Here is an 18,101-nt window from a genome sequence, read left to right on the forward strand (position 1 = left end):
CTTAGCTCAAGTACACTACACTATAATTGCTTTTCAATTGTTTTATCTGCAACAGGCTATGGCTCAAGGGGATTATGAAATTTATTTTTAAATCTATCATCATACCTGAAGCCCATGCTGCAAGTTATTTTTTCTTAGCTGAAATAATTAGCATCATGGGTCTGCGCAGCTCATCCCGCATTCCTTTAACAGTATGAAGTAAATGTTCTGATGGCTGAGGTTCTACAATTCCCGTCACTTCAAAGCCCCCCTGTAGCAAACCATTCAGATAGGTTGTCAGTGTTTTGTGATATTTGATTACTTTTTCACCAAGAAAGTTAGCGGTTCTCTCGCCTTCCGAAAAGTAATTATCAATCGGAAAATGAAGAATATTGCCGTTTTCATCATAATACCAATCTTGGCTACCGTAAGCAGTAAAAACTGGGTGTTCTATAGAAAAAACAAAATCTCCATTAGGTACGAGGCAACAGGAAATTTTCTCTACAATCTGTTCGAAAGATTCAATATAGTGAAAAGTAAGCGAACTGATTACTACGTCAAATGAGTTTTCATCAAAAGTAATATCTTCAATAGGCATTTGGATATAGCGAATTTTATCATCTGTTTTATCTTTCGCTACCGTCAGCATTTTTTCGGATATATCCACACCTGTGACAGCCTTGGCGCCATGCTCTATGGCATATTGACAATGCCAGCCGAAGCCACAGCCTAAGTCCAGTACACGTTTATCCTGAAACCCAGGGAGTAACTTTTGCAGCGTTTCCCACTCGCCCGCACCAGCAAGACCTTTTGTGGAGCGATCCATTTTGCTGTATTTCTCAAAGAATATTTTGTTATCATATTTATTCTGTTTCATTTTTAATTTCTCCCATACCAACACTTACTCTTTTAGCAACTGGCTCCCATACACACAACCTTATGGGGTTACCCCACAACGGACAATGCACAAGAACAAGGTTTCTTTTTTGCGTTTCCATTTGCTAGACTGCATTAATCCTCATGTATGTTATAGCTATTCTTGATAAGAACCTAACTTTTCAGAAACGAAAGGAATGATATCCTCCATTTTCTTCTTTCCGTAATAGGTAACATGGATTACTCGATTATCTAAATAAGCAAATATCTGTTTTCTACTACCATCCTCAGCAATATATATTTTATCAAGCTTCAAATTATTGACTTCCTTAATTTCAATATTGTCACGCCAAACATGGCGATTAATAAGATCAAGGGTAAGGTTTTCAGCCATGTCACCAAAAATCAGCTTGTAATACCGAGTGATTATGCTGGGCGAATATTCCCCACTTTTATCGCTCCACATTTCACCCTTTATAATTCCATGTTCATATATTTCATATTGAATGGGTGCCAGTAAACTCCAATCGTATCTTACTCTGTTTGCCCAATCAACCTCATTGTCCGTATAACCTGTCTCACGCACCAGCTTTGGATTTTGTTCTATGTCCGCAAGCCTAACGATAGGTAGATTGGTATTGGCTTCTGGCAGCGTGTAGTCTTTGCTTTTGGCAATATCAACTAATGGTATCAAAATAGTAAACAATGCCATAGACAAAACTAAACCTAATAATATCCCACCTACCACTCTGGCTTTTCTGTAGTCTTCTTTATGATTAATTGTTTTGCCTTGTAGTAAAGATTCTCTAAGATTGCGAATGGCCACATAATTGCGTATTACTGAATAAAAAACATAAAGTTCCACAATAACAAGTAGCATTTGCTGAACAAACTGACTTTTTATCATATATAAAAAAGGCTCATTGGTTAAAAAATAGATGCTAAATATCATACCCAAGAATAACAACATGGCAATTGATGTAATGATTAAATTAATTCTTAGCCGTTTGTTCAATTCTGACAAGGAAAAGCCTTGCACAATTGGGTCTGTATGTAGCTCGGTGGCGCCTGCTTTCTCATCAGCAGAAAAAACATATAAATTCCCATTGTTTGTAACGATATCCCAACCACAAGCCTGATAAACATCAAGCTGTTCCTGTGAAGGTGCTTCCTTGATCATATCAATTCTATATTTGGTTTCCTTTGATTTTCCCTTTTCAAAGTAAATAAAGATTCGCCCGAACTTCTTTAAATGTAAGCCCTTTTTCGCCATATCAGAAAACCAGCTTTCATTCCTGCCAATAGCATACATGTCATCAAACATTACTCTTTTTACTAACTTGCCCATGTATCATATCTCCTCTACTAAAATGCCATCTTGTACCATATCCTTTAATCTTTTATATTCTGCTCTAAGGGCAACTTTACCAGCTTCTGTAATGACGTAAGTTTTTCTTCGCCCATCATCATTTAATATTACAATGAGCCCATCCTTTTGTAGTCGTGTAAGAACGCCATATAATGTTCCCGGCCCCATTTTAATGCGTCCATTTGATACTTGATCTATTGCAGCCATTAACTGATAACCATGGTTGGGATTCATCAAGGCAAGGAGTATATAATACATTGCTTCCGTCATCGGATTGCCTGTATATGTCATAGTATCCCTCTCCAATATTATGTATAGCGATATATCGCATGACATAATATTAGTGCAACATCAATTTTTTGTCAATAAAAAGTACTGTCATTCTATTATTACAGGCAAAGAAGGCTATCCTTGACCGACTGTATCATTCCACCGCTTCACTAGAATCCACAATGCTCATTTATTGCTCAAATAATAGCATATTTATGTTATATTCTTCTTACGGTGTAGATTGAGGTTTTGTAGATATTTATTTAACAGAATGTGGGGGGTAGCTTTGAAGAAAAAAGTTCTTTCAATGGTCTGTTTGGCCATGCTTTTTATGCTTTTACCAATAACCGCTTATGCAGATGTTGGGCCAAAACCCTCTATTATAATTGATTTTAAGGGTCTTGAAAAAGAAAATTACTATGTAACATTATTGTCCAAAAACCCATCTACCGGACCTTATACTGCATTAAGCAAAAACCCCAACCAACAAAAATATACTCCAAGTGATGATGAATATGAAATTTGGAAAAAATTCGTATCCTATGAAGATGTAGACGAATATTATTTTTTACAATTTTTTAGCAACTGCTCTAAAACATCTCAGTTTGTTTGGGGCTATTATCCTCCCTCCAGTTTTAAAATTTTGCTTTACTTTCCTGAAACAGATAGCTTTATGGTAAGCAGTGAAATATATGAAAGATATGCTTTTGACAGTTATTACACAGCATGCATAACGGCAGGTGAAATACAAGGATCTACATACAACTATAACGGTACTATAAAAGTAGAAAAAAGCTACGATTACACATGGGAGATCATCTCTCTTTTGGCAAGAATAATAGCAACCGTAGCAATTGAAATTGCAATTGCGCTATTATTTGGATTTAGAGCAAAGAAACAAATTTTTATTATTTTAACTGCAAACATTATCACACAGTCGGTATTGAATATTTTGCTTGCTATTATTAACTACAGTCAAGGCAGCATGATGTTTGTATTTAGCTATGTATTGCTAGAATTTCTGGTATTTGCTATAGAAGCAGCCATCTATTATATCTACCTGAACAAATACAGCAACAAAAAGATAACACAAAAATGGATTGCCCCATTATATGCTTTGTTGGCAAATATTGCATCATTCGGTATCGGTCTTTTTATCGCCAGAATAATACCGGGAATTTTTTAGTATGTATTTACGACCAGACTTGATGCTTTTAAAAAGCCATGCCATGTTTTCTTTAGCCTGTTTAGAAATTCTAACTAGTCACTTATTTAATATTTATTTATACTTACAGTAGGTACATTATTTATATGGGGAGAATGGATATGATCGTGAGAACTAAACCTTTAAAGATTAAACGTAAAGAAACACAGACTCCTCTCGAAGATTTTATGCTTATAAATGAAAATGACAATTATTCTGTTACTAAAGAAGTTCTTTTTGTCAGATATATTGGTATTCCTAATTCTATCGAGGATTATATTGAAAACATTCTTACAATAGACCGATATTTTTCTTCAAGTATGTCCACTTCACCTTACTTGCGGTTACATAGGCTCGAGATAACATCAAATGTAAATGACATTAACAGGCTATCGAATGTTTGGGAGAATTGGCAAACTATCGTTACTAATTCTCTCACTGATCCTTCTTCACTTTATCAAGCACCTCTGTGCACTCAATTAGATAACGATACCCTTGAGTGGACTAAAAAACTCACCTTTATACAAATTCTTTCAATGTATAAAGAAATTTATCCTAATTCCAATGCAACTTTATTTAAAAACTTTGCTATTAAGTTTTTGAGTTGGCTAGAAATCTATTTGCCAAAGCTTTTTTATTCCGGAATAACCACTAGTACATCTCCGAAGATCGTTTTTATCGGAGATATTAAACATCATGAGTTATTATTTTTATATTTCTTATCTAAACTTGGCTGCGACATATGCTATATGAACCCCAAAGAGGATATTGTCAATTTATACCCTGAAATAAAGGAGTACTCAACATTATATAAATGCAGCACCCTCTATTCAGATACCGTAACAATACCGGATTTTTTACCTACACCAAATACAGGACGTCCTTCCTTGGCCTCCATGCCGGATACTATTTCCCGCTCCAAGATACCTACTACTGCAAAACCGTCCTCAAATCTATCCAAGGCTGAAGAATTTAGTTATGAACAGTTAGCTGGTTTTTCAAACTCTGTGGTAATGATTAAAACCTATGATGATCAGAATACTATTTTATGTTCTGGCTCCGGTGTTGTTATTCATAGTAATGGGTACATTTTAACCAATTTACATGTGCTTGCAGGTGGACATCATTTTTCAGTACTTTACGAAAATGAAACTAAAGAATATATAACAGCCAATTTCATTAAATATCATCAGCAATATGACCTAGCTATTATCAAAGTTGATAAAAAATGTTCAGCTCTTACGGTTAAAACGGATGATCATTTAGTTCGCGGGCAAAAGATTGTGGCCATAGGCAGTCCCTTAGGGCTATTTAATTCCGTTTCCGATGGCATTGTTTCCGGTTTCAGAGATATTGATAGTACACCTATGATACAATTCACCGCTCCGATTTCTAACGGAAGCTCTGGCGGTGCACTGCTGGACATGTTTGGGAGGCTAGTAGGCCTGATAACTGCAGGTTTTAATCAAGGGCAAAATCTAAATCTGGCAGTACCTTCCCAAAAAATATATCAATTTGCACAAAACTTTATTGAACACACTAACTAGCTTTCAAATATCAAAGTCGTTTTTAGGGGTAATGTCCGCTAGAATAGTAAAAACGTGAATTAAATCTATCGGGCGCAACAATTGACCCAAGAGTTAATTCACGTACTATATAGCAATTATTTGATTATGGTTGATTAGGTGCTTCTTCGGCAACAATATTCCAATTAACTCCGAATTTATCCGTTAATGCCGCATGGAATGTACTATAAAATGTTTTTACAGGTGGAAGCGTAACGCAGCCACCATCACTTAACATTTCAAAAATATCTTTTGCTTCTTCAGCGGTAGCTACTGTTGTAGTTAACTTTATCATATTACCCTTCGATACTGATTGCACTTCATCAGCAAACCAAAAATTTGTACCACATATCTCCATTTCCGCATGTAAAATCCAGGCACTAAGATTTTCTGGAGGTGCATCAATTCCGTCAGGGATATATTCTCCATATGGTTGCGACATTTTGACTTCACCTTTGAACACATTCTGATAAAAGTCCAAAGCTTGACTGCAATTTCCATTAAAAGTAATATATGGTGTAACCATTCTATCTCTCCTTTTATTGATAATAATTCTCGATTTTTTGAAATAAATTATATCCTATCTTAGTTTTCCTATGTCTATATTCCATACCTTATAATTAGCATAACCATATTATTTCAACTAAACAATCCTCTATAGACTATAGCAATAAGATATAGAATAATTAACGTAATCGGTTCTTTACTATTTTATGAACAAAAAAGCAGACAAATATCAAATACTTGTCTGCTTTCATTATATCTAGTTACCCTTTCCCGGGGTTGTTTTTGTCTTAAAAAACTGCTGTATTAAAGAGACCCCAAAATTAGATATTACTAGCCCTATGAGTATCACCATGCAGCCCAGCCATTGCATTTCTGAAAGCTGTTCTCCCAAAACAATCCGAGCTGTAATCAATCCGGTTACAGGAACCAGTAGAGAGAGCGGCGCTACTTTGCTGGCAGGATACTTGGCAATCAATTTACTCCAGGTGTAAAAACCAAACAAGGTTGCACCAAAAGTCAGATAAAACACGGCAAACACACCCATGGCATTCATATTAATAACTGCATCTACTAATGTTTTTGGTGTATCCAACATCAGAGCAAAAGCGAACATAGGGATTGGCGGTATCAGACTTGACCATACCACCAAACTCAACATATCCAGTTTTTCCCCCTGGGAAGCGCTTTGTTTGGCAGCATATCTAACGACTATATTGGAAATTCCCCAAAAGGCGGCTGCCAGAAGTGTTAACAAAAATGGGATCAGAGGAATTGAGGCCGCCACTTCATTACTCCCAACATTACCACCTATAAAGTAAAGTCCAAGTCCAGCTACAACTAAACCTACCAGCTGACTTCCTTTTACTGATTCTTTTAACAACATTGCCGCAAATAAAAGGGTAAAGAAAGGCTGCGACTGAAGAACAACAGAAGCAACACTAGCGGGCATGCCTATATTCATGGCATAGAACAAACAAGAAAATTGCCCTACCCCAACAGTCATTCCATACATAACAATGTACCGCCAGCCGATTGCCGGGCGTTTGATAAAAAAGATGGCCGGTATAGCGGCAAAGGTATACCGTAAAGCAACCAGCAACATAGGGGGTATACTATCAAGTCCTAATTTAATTACCGTAAAATTTGCTCCCCATACTGTTACAACTAACAAAGCAAGTATTAAATCGCGTCTATTCATATATCTAGATCCCATCTCTTAATGCTTTTCGCAAATACCTTAATAGAGTTCTCTTAGTTTAATTACTCTCATGTCTAAATTTTAACATAATAAATTCAATTACTGCAATACCATTGCTTATCAGCTATAGCACCAACCTCAAAATAGAAACAACTAAAAACACCTTCCGTTGAGAAATGGCCTTGTACACCATCAAATCAACGTGGAGGTGTTTTTCTATGGCACTATATTCAGCGTAGTCGGATAGAGCTACCCGATAAGGCTTGGGCGCCATAAGCGAGAAAGGATTTCTCCCAACTGTCAACGTAAGACCCGGTGGCCCACTCGGCCATGATGACGGTCGTTCCTTCCGGCAGTCCAAGCTCCGCCAAGGGGGTTTCTGCTAATTGCACCGCACCGATGGGGTAAATCGTTAATTTATTTTTAGTTTTAACCAAGGCGATGTCCTTATTGGGCGAAGTAAAGGCGTCCATGGCATCGGGAACCCGGTCTTTGATATTATGCCAGTTTAGGACTAGGGTATCATAAAAGATCAAATTAGCCGGGGGGATGATTTTGAGGTCAAAGTCTGTTTGCTCAAACTTACCGTCACTTTGATAATTGACTCTTCCCACCAGAAACCAATGACCGTTTTTCCGTACCAGACCAAAATTTCCCCCGGACTCATTCCGGTTAAGCAAGGTAACTCCTTTATTACGTAAGGCCGCAACAGACTGCTCCCTGGCACTCAAATAAGCATTCAAGCCATTATCACCCAGCAAATCGGACACCTTTATTTCGGTAGGTGATGATAAGTTGTCCACCGGAAGCACCTGCAATTGATTTACACCGGCGGTTCTCTTTTCGATGGCCACATAATCATTACCAATATAATTGATAATTCTTAGCGCCGGATCGGTATAGACTTGATCGCCTGTTCCCTCTCCCCCCTTTTTCATGTCGGGGATCTTGGCTGCCACATTACGGGCCGTCAGGATATTGCCTGTCTCTCCCTCGGCAGAGCTATCCTGGACATCAAACTCCCAAAAACCGCTGGTGCGCGGAAAAAAAATCCGTTCGGCCGCCAGGACCGGATGAAGTTGCTGATGCTCGACAGCAATCCAAAGTGTCTGATAGGTATAGTCGGCACCCGAGGGTATCCTCAGTCCCAGCAAGACACCGGAAATCCCTTCGTTACGGTTCAGATTCAGATGCTGAGCATTGGTATCGGCTACTCTCAGCGTACTGTCTGCCTGATCAGCAACTTTTTTCAAGAGTAGCTTTTTATTTTGCATGAAGAAAATCATGCTTGTATCATCAAGCTTCATAAATTCGCCCAGATAATTGGCGGCAGCGTAGACAGTTATGACATCGACCCGATCGGTTTGCGGGACAGGAATGCCGTCAGACGGAAAGTATTTCATCATCAAGTAATCCGCTGCATTGATCCTTTTGATTTTAAAAGAAAGTTTGTCCCAGACATGTCCGCCAAAGGCGACAGCACCTGCAGCAAACTGGACATCACTGCCAACCCATTGTAGGTTTACCCCTTCCCCATTGTCGTTGATATCCAACTCTTGAAGCACCGTCCATTTACCAACTAACGGATGGAGATGGTTCGCCGGCGGGATAATCTTGCCAGCCGATTCGCCCGAAAATTCGGCGCAGCCACCAAGCATAAGCAGCAAAAAGGAAAGCAAGAGAAGCAGACATCTTTTACCCATTGGCACGCGCCTCTCTGGGCAAAGTAATGACGACGGTTGTCCCCACATTGACCTCACTGCTAATTTCCAACCTACCTTTCATCAGGCTGACGATCTCTTCACAGATGGATAAACCAATGCCGTTTTGAGAACGTGAACTCTTACCTTTATAAAACTTTTCTTTCACCATCGGCAGTTCCTCGGCAGCAATACCGCAGCCGCTGTCGGCAATGGTAAACGTATATTCTATTTCCCCGAGCTCGGCCTGAAAACTGACGGTCCCCCCGGCAGCTGTAAAATTCAAGGCATTATCCAGAATATTGATTAATACTTGTTTTAAACGGTTAGCATCTGTCAACAAATCGGGAAGGTTTTCCGGATAAACAACCGTGAAATGGATATTATCTCGTAACGCTCGCGGCATTAGCTGTTTGCGGATATGTTCCATCAGCTCGGCTACAGTAACCTTTTCATATTCGAGTTTAATTCTGCCGGAAATGAACTTGGAAAAGTCCAGGAGTTCTTCGACCATCCGAGTGAGCCGCTCAGTCTCCTTGGCAATAATACCGAGGCCGTCGTTCAGCATTTCTTTCTGCTGGAATTTTTTATTTTGCAGCGTAATTGCCCAACCCATAATGGAGGTCAACGGGGTACGCAATTCGTGGGAAACCGAAGATATGAAATCATTTTTCAGCTTTTCCTTTTTGGTAATTTCATCAGCCATGTAGTTCAAGGTATCCGAAAGCTTGCCAATTTCGTCAGCTCGCTTTTTCTTGCTCTTGATTTGAAAATTGCCTGCCGCCATACTCTCGGCAACAGCAGTCACTTCTCTCAGGGGGATAAGAATGGTATTGGCTAAAAAGATACTGAGTAAACCGACAACCACTGCAACAAAAAGGCCGATGGCAATAAAAATTTTAGCCGTGTCTCGAATATCCTGATCAATAGCATCGGTAGAAGCAATAAAACGTAAGGCTCCGACAATTTGACCCTCCGATTTCAAGGGATACGCTACGGCCATAACTTTCTGACCGTTTAATTTTCCCACCCATTCCCCCATTTTGTCATTGAGAGCATCCTGTATATCCTCCATGGGCTCCCCTTGTTCCGGGATCATTCCTAGAGAGTCCATGACAATCTTCCCGTCCCGATCGACAATCTCCACTTCGGCATTGCTTTGGTTCCAAAAGGCATCCACATTATACAAAATATTATCTTCCAAAGAGGTATCGGAATAATATTTGGAGTACATATCCGCGCTGATTTTGACCTGGTTGGTCAGGTTACCCCTTAGGCTGCCGTAATAATTTTGCTGAACCGTATAGAGCAGCAGCACTTCCAAAATAGCCACTGAAACCAAAATCACGATCATGAAATTAGCCGTCAGTCGCCCTCTAATCCCTTTCATGGTACCCTCCCGTCAAACTCCGGCTGCCACCGGTAACCGGAACCCCAAACGGTTTTAATATACCAAGGTTCAGAGGGATTATCTTCGATTTTTTCCCGGAGCCGCCGGATATGGACATCCAACGTTTTGGTATCCCCAAAATAATCTTCTCCCCAGACTGCATTCAGTATCTCTTCTCGTTTCAGAGCTTTCCCCGGATTTTCCATGAACATTTTTAATATCGAATATTCCGTAGGGGTCAGTTCCACTTCCCGGTTGTCTCTAAGCAGTTTATTGGCGGCAATATCCAGGTGCAGGTTGCCATAAGTATAGATCGTTCTTACGGTTTCAAACCGGTTTCGGCGTCTTAGCATGGCTTTAATCCTGGCAATCAATTCAAAGGGGTTAAAGGGCTTAACCATATAATCATCCGCTCCCAGTTCAAGACCCATAATTTTATCCGTATCCTGCCCTTTGGCGGTCAGCATGATGATGAGCGGTTCTGGCATGGTTTCGCGAATGTGCCGACAGACTTCCAGTCCGTTTATCCCAGGTAGCATCAGATCCAACACCAGCAAATCGGGAAGGAATACTGTGAGCATAGCCAATGCCTCCTCCCCGCTGGCCGCTTCTCCCACCTCGTAGCCCGCCATCTCTAAATTAAGGGTGATAAAACGTCTGATCGAAGCTTCATCTTCAACAACCAATACCTTTATCTTGTGATCGTGCATAGTTTCATTCCTTAAGTTTTTTGTTATTATAACACGATTTATCTTTATCGTTTTGATGGGAAATCAAGGCTTCGATCAGTATTTCCCCGTAGGCTGCCACACCCGTCTTAGTCAGATGAACACCGTCCGAATAAAAATAATCGTCATGACCGCTGCTGGCTGAATACCAATCAATCAGCCTGGCTTTGGGGTAAGACTCCGTTACCTTTCTCAGCGTCTCATTCACCACCGCTTCCCAAGGCTTTGGAACACGGGTATTTACCAGCACGATCTCCGAGGTGCCTTGCAGGGAGTCCAAGGTCTCTGTTAACTGTTTTTCTGTGAAGGAACCGTTTGTGCCTAATTCAATAATGACGATTTTCCTCAGTTTACCTTCTTGTTGCAGCCTGGAAATGACCTCCGGAGCCTGAACCATTTGCCTGCCGATTTGTGCGTCGATGACAATGCCCGGCAAGCGTTCTTGCAAAACAGGTCCCACATTGATGAGTAAGGAATCTCCGATAACCGTAATCTCTTCTCCACTGACATCATTCTTTTTATCTGTCACAGCAGGTTCCACGGTGACAGCTCCAGCTTCCTTGTCCGTCCCTTGAGTTGGAGCTGCTTCTGTAGTCACCCGACTGCCCGCTAAAGCTTTAGCCGAAATTTCCGTGCCTTCATTGGGGGTCACGAACAATAGCGAAAACACCAGCACGATACTGAACGTAACTTTTGCGCGGTGGGGCAATGGCCTTTGCCACCAGGGAAGGGCCGACATCCGCCGCCGCACTCGTTGCCGCCGTCCGTAACGGATCGGCTCCTCAATCAGGTAGCGGGACAGAGTCGCCAGGATAACACTTACCGCAATTTGCCAGAGGGTGTGTGAAAGGTCTGGGCCACCCGTATTGACAACTGGATTCGTCAGGACGATGACCGGGTAATGCCATAAGTAAATCCCATAGGAACACTCTCCCAACCAACGCAAGGGACCCCAACTGAAGCACCGGCCCAGATAGCTGGCCGGATGGGCCAGAACTGCCACCACACAAGCCGCTGCCAAAGAGAAGAGCAGGAGCCCACCCGGATAGAGTGAGGTCTGGTATTGGTTGGTTTTGCTGATCATCAGAAGTACCACCAATAACCCCAGGCTGCCTGCGGCATCCAGTGCCAGTTTCTTTTTGCCGGACAGGTCTGCGCTCATTTTTCGACTGGGCCAGACCATGGCTAAGACAGCCCCCACAAGCAAGGCGAAAACACGTGTATCTGTTCCATAATAGACCCGGCTAGGGTCATGACCCGGTATGTAAATCAGCGCCATCGCTGCAGCGGAAGCCAAAGCGACAGCAATGGTTCCCCCGACCAGCCATTTGCGCTGTCGGAGACAGCGCAGCCCCCATCCCAACAGGAGTGGCCAAAAAAGATAAAATTGTTCTTCTACCGCCAAGGACCAGAGATGACCCAACGGAGACGGTGGGCCAAAGCTTTCAAAATAGGATACCTGATGGAAAATCAAATACCAATTGCTGGTATAGAATACTGCGGCCAGTGCTTCCCACTTCAAGGCTGCCAAACGTTCGGGAGCACAAAGCATCACCCAGATCATCACGCCTGCCAGCATCACAAAAAGAGCCGGCAGTAACCGTCGAGCCCGGCGCAGCCAGAAGTCTTTCAAATCAATCGTGCCGGAGTGCTCCCATTGCTGTAAGAGAATATTGGTGATCAAATATCCGGACAACACAAAGAACAGACTTACCCCTAACAGCCCTCCCGGAGCCCAGTCTAGATTGAGATGGTAAGCAATCACGGCCAACACCGCCAAAGCCCTCAGTCCATCCAATCCCGGCATATAACCTCGAGAATTCGCCCGCCCTCTTTGCTGTCGGTTCGCTTGCCAATGTAACTGATCTGTTCTCTTGCTGTCATTCATGTTATCTTCACTCTCCACTTAGGTCAGGCTTCTGATTTTCCATCATAGCTGCTTCTTCCTTTTACTATACCAAGTTTTGGGTTTCAATTTTTTACAAAATAATTAAACTTTCTTACGAAAAAGTTAACAATTTATCGAATAATTGCAGATTGTGAAAAAAGAAAAAGAGCGATTGAACGCTCTTGGTGCCATGCAGATCTCACTTGCCTTGAACGGCTAAATCAACATCGGCAGAGTTACTGTCCTCCCCTTGAAGTAAAATTTGATTGGAGCCTTTGTGTATATGAACCCAAAAATTTCGAAAAGGGAACTGATCTGAAAAATATGATTTGACTTTGTTCGCATAACTCCCATCTAATACTTTTTCAATGTGGAAAACAGGCCATTGTGCTAAGTAACGTCGCTCCTCCTTCGAAAAGGTTTTATCAGGTAAGGCTAAATGAACTATAAACATAGCCAGTATAAATAAAAACGGCAACATACACACGATATTCTGTATAATAGCCAAATTCTTTTTGTTATTCCTTCGCATATCAATTCTCCAAGTTAAAATCGAAAATATATAAATGGGTTATAGGTGGAACCAACCATATAGGCCGTTGAAAAAAACATTAGTGCACAATAATACACAGTTACTGCTAGTCTGTAAATATTGCCATGATTCCTTTTAAATAATAATGCCCGTTTCTTCGGCCAAGGTGAAGCGGCAATGATGCAAACAATATATAAGGCGGCATAAGCTTTTAGCTTCACAATTACTTGGTTATCAATCAAGGCGTTGCCCCCTATGCCAAACATGGTCTGCAGAAAACTCATCATATCCGTCAGGTTGGTAAATTCAAAAAACACCCAGCCTATAACAACAAACAGCAATAAATATATATGACGGACAGCCTTTGGCCAATGTGCCATGCTTTTCTGCAAGAATAATTTTTCTATTACTAGCAAAGTGCCAAAATAAAGCCCCCATAAAACAAAATTCCAGCTTGCACCATGCCAGAGCCCTGTGAGAAACCATACGATGAACAGGTTTCGTATCAGTTTCCACGTACCAACACGGTTCCCGCCAAGAGAAATATATACATATTCCTTAAACCATGATCCGAAGGAGATATGCCACCTTCGCCAAAATTCTGAGATACTTTGCGCAATATATGGATACTGGAAGTTTTCTTTGAAGCGGTAGCCAAACATTTTTCCTAATCCTATGGCCATATCTGAATACCCGCTAAAATCAAAATAAATCTGCAACGTAAAGGCAATAATCCCGGCCCAGGCCATTAGTACTGAAATTTCTGTACCGGGCATAGCTTTTACTTCGGACCATAGCATACCTATATTATTGGCAAGAAGCACTTTCTTTGCCAGACCACAAAGGAATCGTCGCATTCCGGAGTAAAATCCTTGGAAATTTATCCTCCTGTCAGCTAACTGTGATTCAATGTCTGCATATTTCACAATAGGCCCCGCCACTACCTGCGGGAACATACTACTATAAAGAGCGAAAAGAATTAGGCTTTTCTGCTGCTTCACTTTTCCCCTGTATACATCAATCACATAAGATAATGTCTGAAAGGTGTAAAACGAAATTCCAAGGGGAAGTGTCGGTATTCCTACATTCAAATGCCAACTGCCAATGTCTGCTATTGTACATATGATCAGGCCGAAGTATTTAAAATAAGCGAGACACCCTACATTAAAAACCAAGCTGATAATTAAAAGAAGCTTCCTGTTTCGTCTGCTGGCATCATCTCTACCTAAGAGAGCACCTATACAGTAATTAATCAGTATGGAACCGCACAGCAATAACACATAGACAGGTTCTCCCCAGGCATAAAAAAATAGGCTGGCAGTAAGCAGAACAATATTTTTGAAATGCTTTCCTAACGAATAATAGAGAATTACTGTGACCGGCAAAAAAGCAAAGGTGAAAAACAAACTGCTGAAAACCATATATCCTCCGCTATAATGCTTGAGAGAGTTTCTTCAGCCACAGTAAATAAAATTCTTTCTTGAAATGAACACCATCTTCGGCAAATAAATTGGGGGATTCCTTGGCCAATGCTCCTATGTCTACATAATGAACGGCTAACTTGCCCGCCAACTCCTGTAAAAGCTCGTTATATTCCTCTATTCTTTTATAGCGGGACTCCTGTTTTATTGCCTCCTGTGTCACAGGTGTTATGGATTGGAGATATATTTTACTGTCGGGCAGTTCCTCCCGTATTTTGTTAATCAGTTTCGTTAAATCCTTTCTGAATAATTCTTTAGGATCATCCACAGGCATGAGTATATCAACCGATCCTAACATAATAAAAACATTATCCGGGTTCTTTTCCACCAAAGCATCAATATCATCATAAGTAAAGCCGGCAGTGGCACCCGCCCCAGCTATTACACATTCTTGAGGAAGAATTTCATTAACGGTGAAGCCTTCGGTAATGGAATCTCCCATAAATACACTGTTTTTAAACTTAGCTGTAACATCTTTTTCAACAGTTGTATTCCCGCAGGCAGTGATACCCATTAGAAGAACACCCATCAGGAAACTAATTATTTGTTTGTTCACATTCAACACCTCTTTTTATTCGATACGCAGATATTACAGCAGCCAAATGCAGAACAGGTGCAGATGAAGTAAAGTTTGGATATTATTTTGGTTCTATTTTTTGGCAAAATAAAAGCCATGAAGTATTCTTCATAGCCCTTTCGCCAGTAAATTATTAAATTATTGGAATAAGAGTATCTCAAACAAAGCCTATATCTTTCTCCCAAAATACAACTAATGCTTTATGGTTGTACCGGCAATGAAAAGAAAAAGCGGACGCCATCTTTCGTATTTTCCACACCATAAATTGCATGATGAAGTTCCAGTATTTCCTTGGATATGGCCAGTCCAAGGCCCGTACCTTTGGATGTCCCTGCCCCGACACGGTAGAATTGGTACCAGATCTTTCTCCTGTCTTCTTCTGCTATCGGGTTCCCCTGATTTTCTACGCTGATTTCTGTTGTCCGCTCATTGCCTCTTACAGCAATTATGATTGCTTGTCCATTCTCCGTATGTTGGATTGCATTACTGAGAAAATTAGTAATAACGCGTCCGACCAGTCCTTTATGCCCTAGCACCATTCGAGAAGAAAGGTTTACTGTAAGAGAGAGATTTTTCTCCTGTATTTGTTCGGCCAGCGAGCTGCATACTTCGGTAATTACTTTATCTATTGCAAAAGGAGCTATTTCAGGCTTATAGGTACCAGATTCAAACTTAGCTAGATCCAACATGTTGACAACCAGCAAGTCCATCCTCTGTATTTCGTCTTCCATCGCCTGAAAGTAATGTTCCCTTTTTTCAACTGCAATTCCGTCTTTTAAAATAGATAGACAGCTTTTCATAACAGCAAGGGGTGTTTTCAATTCATGAGATACCCCGGCAATAAATTCCTTCCGTGTATTTTCTAGCTGCTTCTCTTTATCAAGATCCTGTTTCAGCTGACCAATATACGCTTCCATCTGGCTCGACAGGTAATTGATATTTCTGGATAATTGACCAATTTCATCCTCGGAACGTATCGGTAACTTTTCCGAAAAATCCATGTTTGCTATTTTCCCTGTTACCTGGTTAATGGATAACAGCGGCTTCGCCAGCCATCTAGAAAAAATAAATGCCAAAAATATAACACACAGTAAGGTAACACCAAAAAAGTAAGGATAGAATTGCCTGATACCCGTTATTGCTTCATCTACCGGCTGAAGAGAGGTCATAGCAAAAAGATATCCTGCTGCTCCATTTTCAATAACCGGTTTAATAATTATTTTGTAGGCTGCAAAATTTTCTGTTGCACTGAGTTCTTCTGTACGCTGAAGCGGTTTCGCATTTTCAGCTAATAGACCGGCTTGAAATTCTTTTACCTGTGTCAAAAAATAACGCTCATAATAAGGAAACGGATTATACTCCGTTCGTTCCGGAAATACAGTTTTTGTTATTGTTCCCCTGTATATACCGGTACTAAGATGACTATATGCTTTATCAGCATGAGGGCCATGCAGCTTGTTGGCAATGTTTAAATTTACGACTCCCGTTGAATCAGTCTGTATATGATAAGGTATTCTTTCATCTGCTATGTTAACAGTATCAATAACCACCTCATCGCCGACCTTAAGTGAAAAGAGCACATCGGAGGAAAATTCTCCTTCAAAGGAATACATGGGAATGCGCCAATTGCCCTGGGATTCATTCTTCAATTTTACTTCGACATAGTAATTTTCTACATCGCAGATACGTCCATATTCATCCAGTTTTGTAATCCAGATATGGTTATTTTTATAAAATTGCCCAGAGGCTGCTTCTGTTCCTTTTTTCGCCGCCATCTCTGAATACTCGTCCAGATGCATTTTAAGAGTAGCCAATTTCTTATTTATATAATATTTTTCGAAAAAATAATTTTGGCTAATGCCAATGAATAAAAACATCGTAGAGAACAATAGTGCTGTCAGCATAAACCATTTAAAAACAATACTATTTTTCATAGTAGTTCCTTCTCAAATTTATATCCCGAACGAATAACCGTAACAATGCAACTGCCCTTACTGCCTAGCTTGGCACGCAGGTTTCTCATATGGCTGTTTACTGTCTTTTCATCACCATAAAAATCATAACCCCATATTTTAGCAATTAGTTGCTCCCTGGTAATGACAATCCCTTCATTTTGCATTAAGTAAGCGAGAATTTCAAATTCTGTATGTGTCAAACTAATTATATTGCCATCTACAGAAACTAGTCTAGATCGCATATTTATGCTAATCCCACCAGCTGACAGCAACATTCCATCCATAGTACCCGAGTATTTTTCAAGAAATCGTCTCACTTTTGCCATTAAAATCCGGGGACTATATGGCTTGATTAGATAATCATCCGCTCCCAGCTCATATCCCAGGAGAGAATCATCCTCATCTGAACGGGCGGTCAAAATGATTATCGGGATAGTGGAATTTTTCCTTATTCTACAGCATACTGACCAGCCATCAAGCTTCGGCAGAACAATGTCTAGTATCACTAAATCAACAGAATTTGATTGAAACAGTTCTAAAGCTTTTTCTCCATCTGCAGCCTCTAATACCCGATATCCATCCTCCATTAGATAATCCATTATCACTTCACGTAAAATATCTTCATCTTCTACAACCAATATGTTATTCATCCTATACCCCCACTTACAGACTTAATTAGAGTTAGCAGTGTAAGCTATCATCGCAAATAGCATTATCAAGTTTTGCTACTTCCGTTTCAAGTATCAGTTTTAGCTCCTAATAACATATCATCATTTGTCTTTGTTTAATGTATCATTACTTGTTATAACTTACTATTTTTTATCATAACTTCCCCAACGTTGGCAACCGTAGGGTCAAAAAATAAAATGACACCCAATTGAT

16 protein-coding genes are annotated in these 18,101 nt (G+C 40.5%); 2 read left to right on the forward strand and 14 right to left on the reverse strand.

Translation table 11 applies throughout. The annotated features are described in order from the left end of the window. Positions 1-124 precede the first annotated feature (124 nt). The 3 genes from BUA78_RS04000 to BUA78_RS04010 form a co-directional block, all read right to left on the reverse strand. Complete coding sequence (locus tag BUA78_RS04000) at positions 125-856, reverse strand: class I SAM-dependent methyltransferase (protein ID WP_072911160.1); 732 nt, start codon at positions 854-856, stop codon at positions 125-127. A gap of 156 nt (positions 857-1,012) precedes the next feature. Beyond that, the gene (locus tag BUA78_RS04005; protein ID WP_072911161.1) at positions 1,013-2,203 is read right to left on the reverse strand and encodes a DUF2812 domain-containing protein; all 1,191 of its coding nucleotides are present in this window, start codon (positions 2,201-2,203) and stop codon (positions 1,013-1,015) included. A gap of 3 nt (positions 2,204-2,206) precedes the next feature. Then, complete coding sequence (locus BUA78_RS04010; RefSeq protein ID WP_072911163.1) at positions 2,207-2,515, reverse strand: PadR family transcriptional regulator; 309 nt, start codon at positions 2,513-2,515, stop codon at positions 2,207-2,209. Positions 2,516-2,780: 265 nt separating this feature from the next. Here BUA78_RS04010 and BUA78_RS04015 point away from each other — a divergent pair, with 265 nt between their 5' ends. Together BUA78_RS04015 and BUA78_RS04020 are read left to right on the forward strand one after the other, a co-directional pair. Beyond that, entirely contained in the window at positions 2,781-3,680 is a 900-nt protein-coding gene (locus BUA78_RS04015) for a hypothetical protein (protein WP_238456710.1), read from the forward strand. Positions 3,681-3,820: 140 nt separating this feature from the next. After that, complete coding sequence (locus tag BUA78_RS04020; RefSeq protein WP_072911164.1) at positions 3,821-5,245, forward strand: trypsin-like peptidase domain-containing protein; 1,425 nt, start codon at positions 3,821-3,823, stop codon at positions 5,243-5,245. A 124-nt stretch (positions 5,246-5,369) separates the two neighbouring features. Here the strand turns inward: BUA78_RS04020 and BUA78_RS04025 are convergent, their stop codons facing one another. The 11 genes from BUA78_RS04025 to BUA78_RS04075 all read right to left on the reverse strand — a co-directional run bounded on the left by BUA78_RS04025 (position 5,370) and on the right by BUA78_RS04075 (position 17,869). After that, positions 5,370-5,789 (reverse strand): VOC family protein, encoded by a 420-nt coding sequence (locus tag BUA78_RS04025; protein WP_072911166.1) that lies wholly within the window; start codon positions 5,787-5,789, stop codon positions 5,370-5,372. 237 nt (positions 5,790-6,026) lie between these two features. Then, the gene (locus BUA78_RS04030; protein ID WP_072911168.1) at positions 6,027-6,968 is read right to left on the reverse strand and encodes an EamA family transporter; all 942 of its coding nucleotides are present in this window, start codon (positions 6,966-6,968) and stop codon (positions 6,027-6,029) included. A 230-nt stretch (positions 6,969-7,198) separates the two neighbouring features. Further along, positions 7,199-8,671 (reverse strand): hypothetical protein, encoded by a 1,473-nt coding sequence (locus tag BUA78_RS04035; RefSeq protein ID WP_072911170.1) that lies wholly within the window; start codon positions 8,669-8,671, stop codon positions 7,199-7,201. Continuing rightward, complete coding sequence (locus tag BUA78_RS04040) at positions 8,664-10,058, reverse strand: sensor histidine kinase (protein WP_072911171.1); 1,395 nt, start codon at positions 10,056-10,058, stop codon at positions 8,664-8,666. Before BUA78_RS04040 ends, BUA78_RS04035 begins: the two co-directional genes overlap by 8 nt. Then, a complete protein-coding gene (locus BUA78_RS04045) occupies positions 10,055-10,768 on the reverse strand; it encodes a response regulator transcription factor (protein ID WP_072911173.1) in 714 nt (237 codons plus the stop codon). The genes BUA78_RS04040 and BUA78_RS04045 overlap by 4 nt, the downstream gene beginning before the upstream one ends. Before the next feature lie 4 nt (positions 10,769-10,772). Further along, the gene (locus BUA78_RS04050; RefSeq protein WP_072911174.1) at positions 10,773-12,674 is read right to left on the reverse strand and encodes an acyltransferase family protein; all 1,902 of its coding nucleotides are present in this window, start codon (positions 12,672-12,674) and stop codon (positions 10,773-10,775) included. Positions 12,675-12,873: 199 nt separating this feature from the next. Further along, on the reverse strand, positions 12,874-13,206 hold the full coding sequence (locus BUA78_RS04055; protein ID WP_072911176.1) for a DHHW family protein: 333 nt from the start codon (positions 13,204-13,206) through the stop codon (positions 12,874-12,876). Between the two features lie 14 nt (positions 13,207-13,220). Next, positions 13,221-14,627 carry an MBOAT family O-acyltransferase gene (locus BUA78_RS04060; RefSeq protein ID WP_072911177.1) on the reverse strand — a complete coding sequence of 469 codons (1,407 nt, stop codon included), beginning with the start codon at positions 14,625-14,627 and terminating at the stop codon, positions 13,221-13,223. A 10-nt stretch (positions 14,628-14,637) separates the two neighbouring features. Continuing rightward, the gene (locus BUA78_RS04065; protein ID WP_072911179.1) at positions 14,638-15,243 is read right to left on the reverse strand and encodes an SGNH/GDSL hydrolase family protein; all 606 of its coding nucleotides are present in this window, start codon (positions 15,241-15,243) and stop codon (positions 14,638-14,640) included. Between the two features lie 221 nt (positions 15,244-15,464). Further along, the gene (locus BUA78_RS04070; RefSeq protein WP_072911180.1) at positions 15,465-17,198 is read right to left on the reverse strand and encodes a sensor histidine kinase; all 1,734 of its coding nucleotides are present in this window, start codon (positions 17,196-17,198) and stop codon (positions 15,465-15,467) included. After that, a complete protein-coding gene (locus BUA78_RS04075) occupies positions 17,195-17,869 on the reverse strand; it encodes a response regulator transcription factor (protein ID WP_072911182.1) in 675 nt (224 codons plus the stop codon). The genes BUA78_RS04070 and BUA78_RS04075 overlap by 4 nt, the downstream gene beginning before the upstream one ends. Positions 17,870-18,101: the final 232 nt, after the last annotated feature.

This window comes from Desulforamulus aeronauticus DSM 10349 (assembly GCF_900142375.1).
GTDB classification, from domain to species: Bacteria; Bacillota; Desulfotomaculia; order Desulfotomaculales; family Desulfotomaculaceae; genus Desulfotomaculum; species Desulfotomaculum aeronauticum.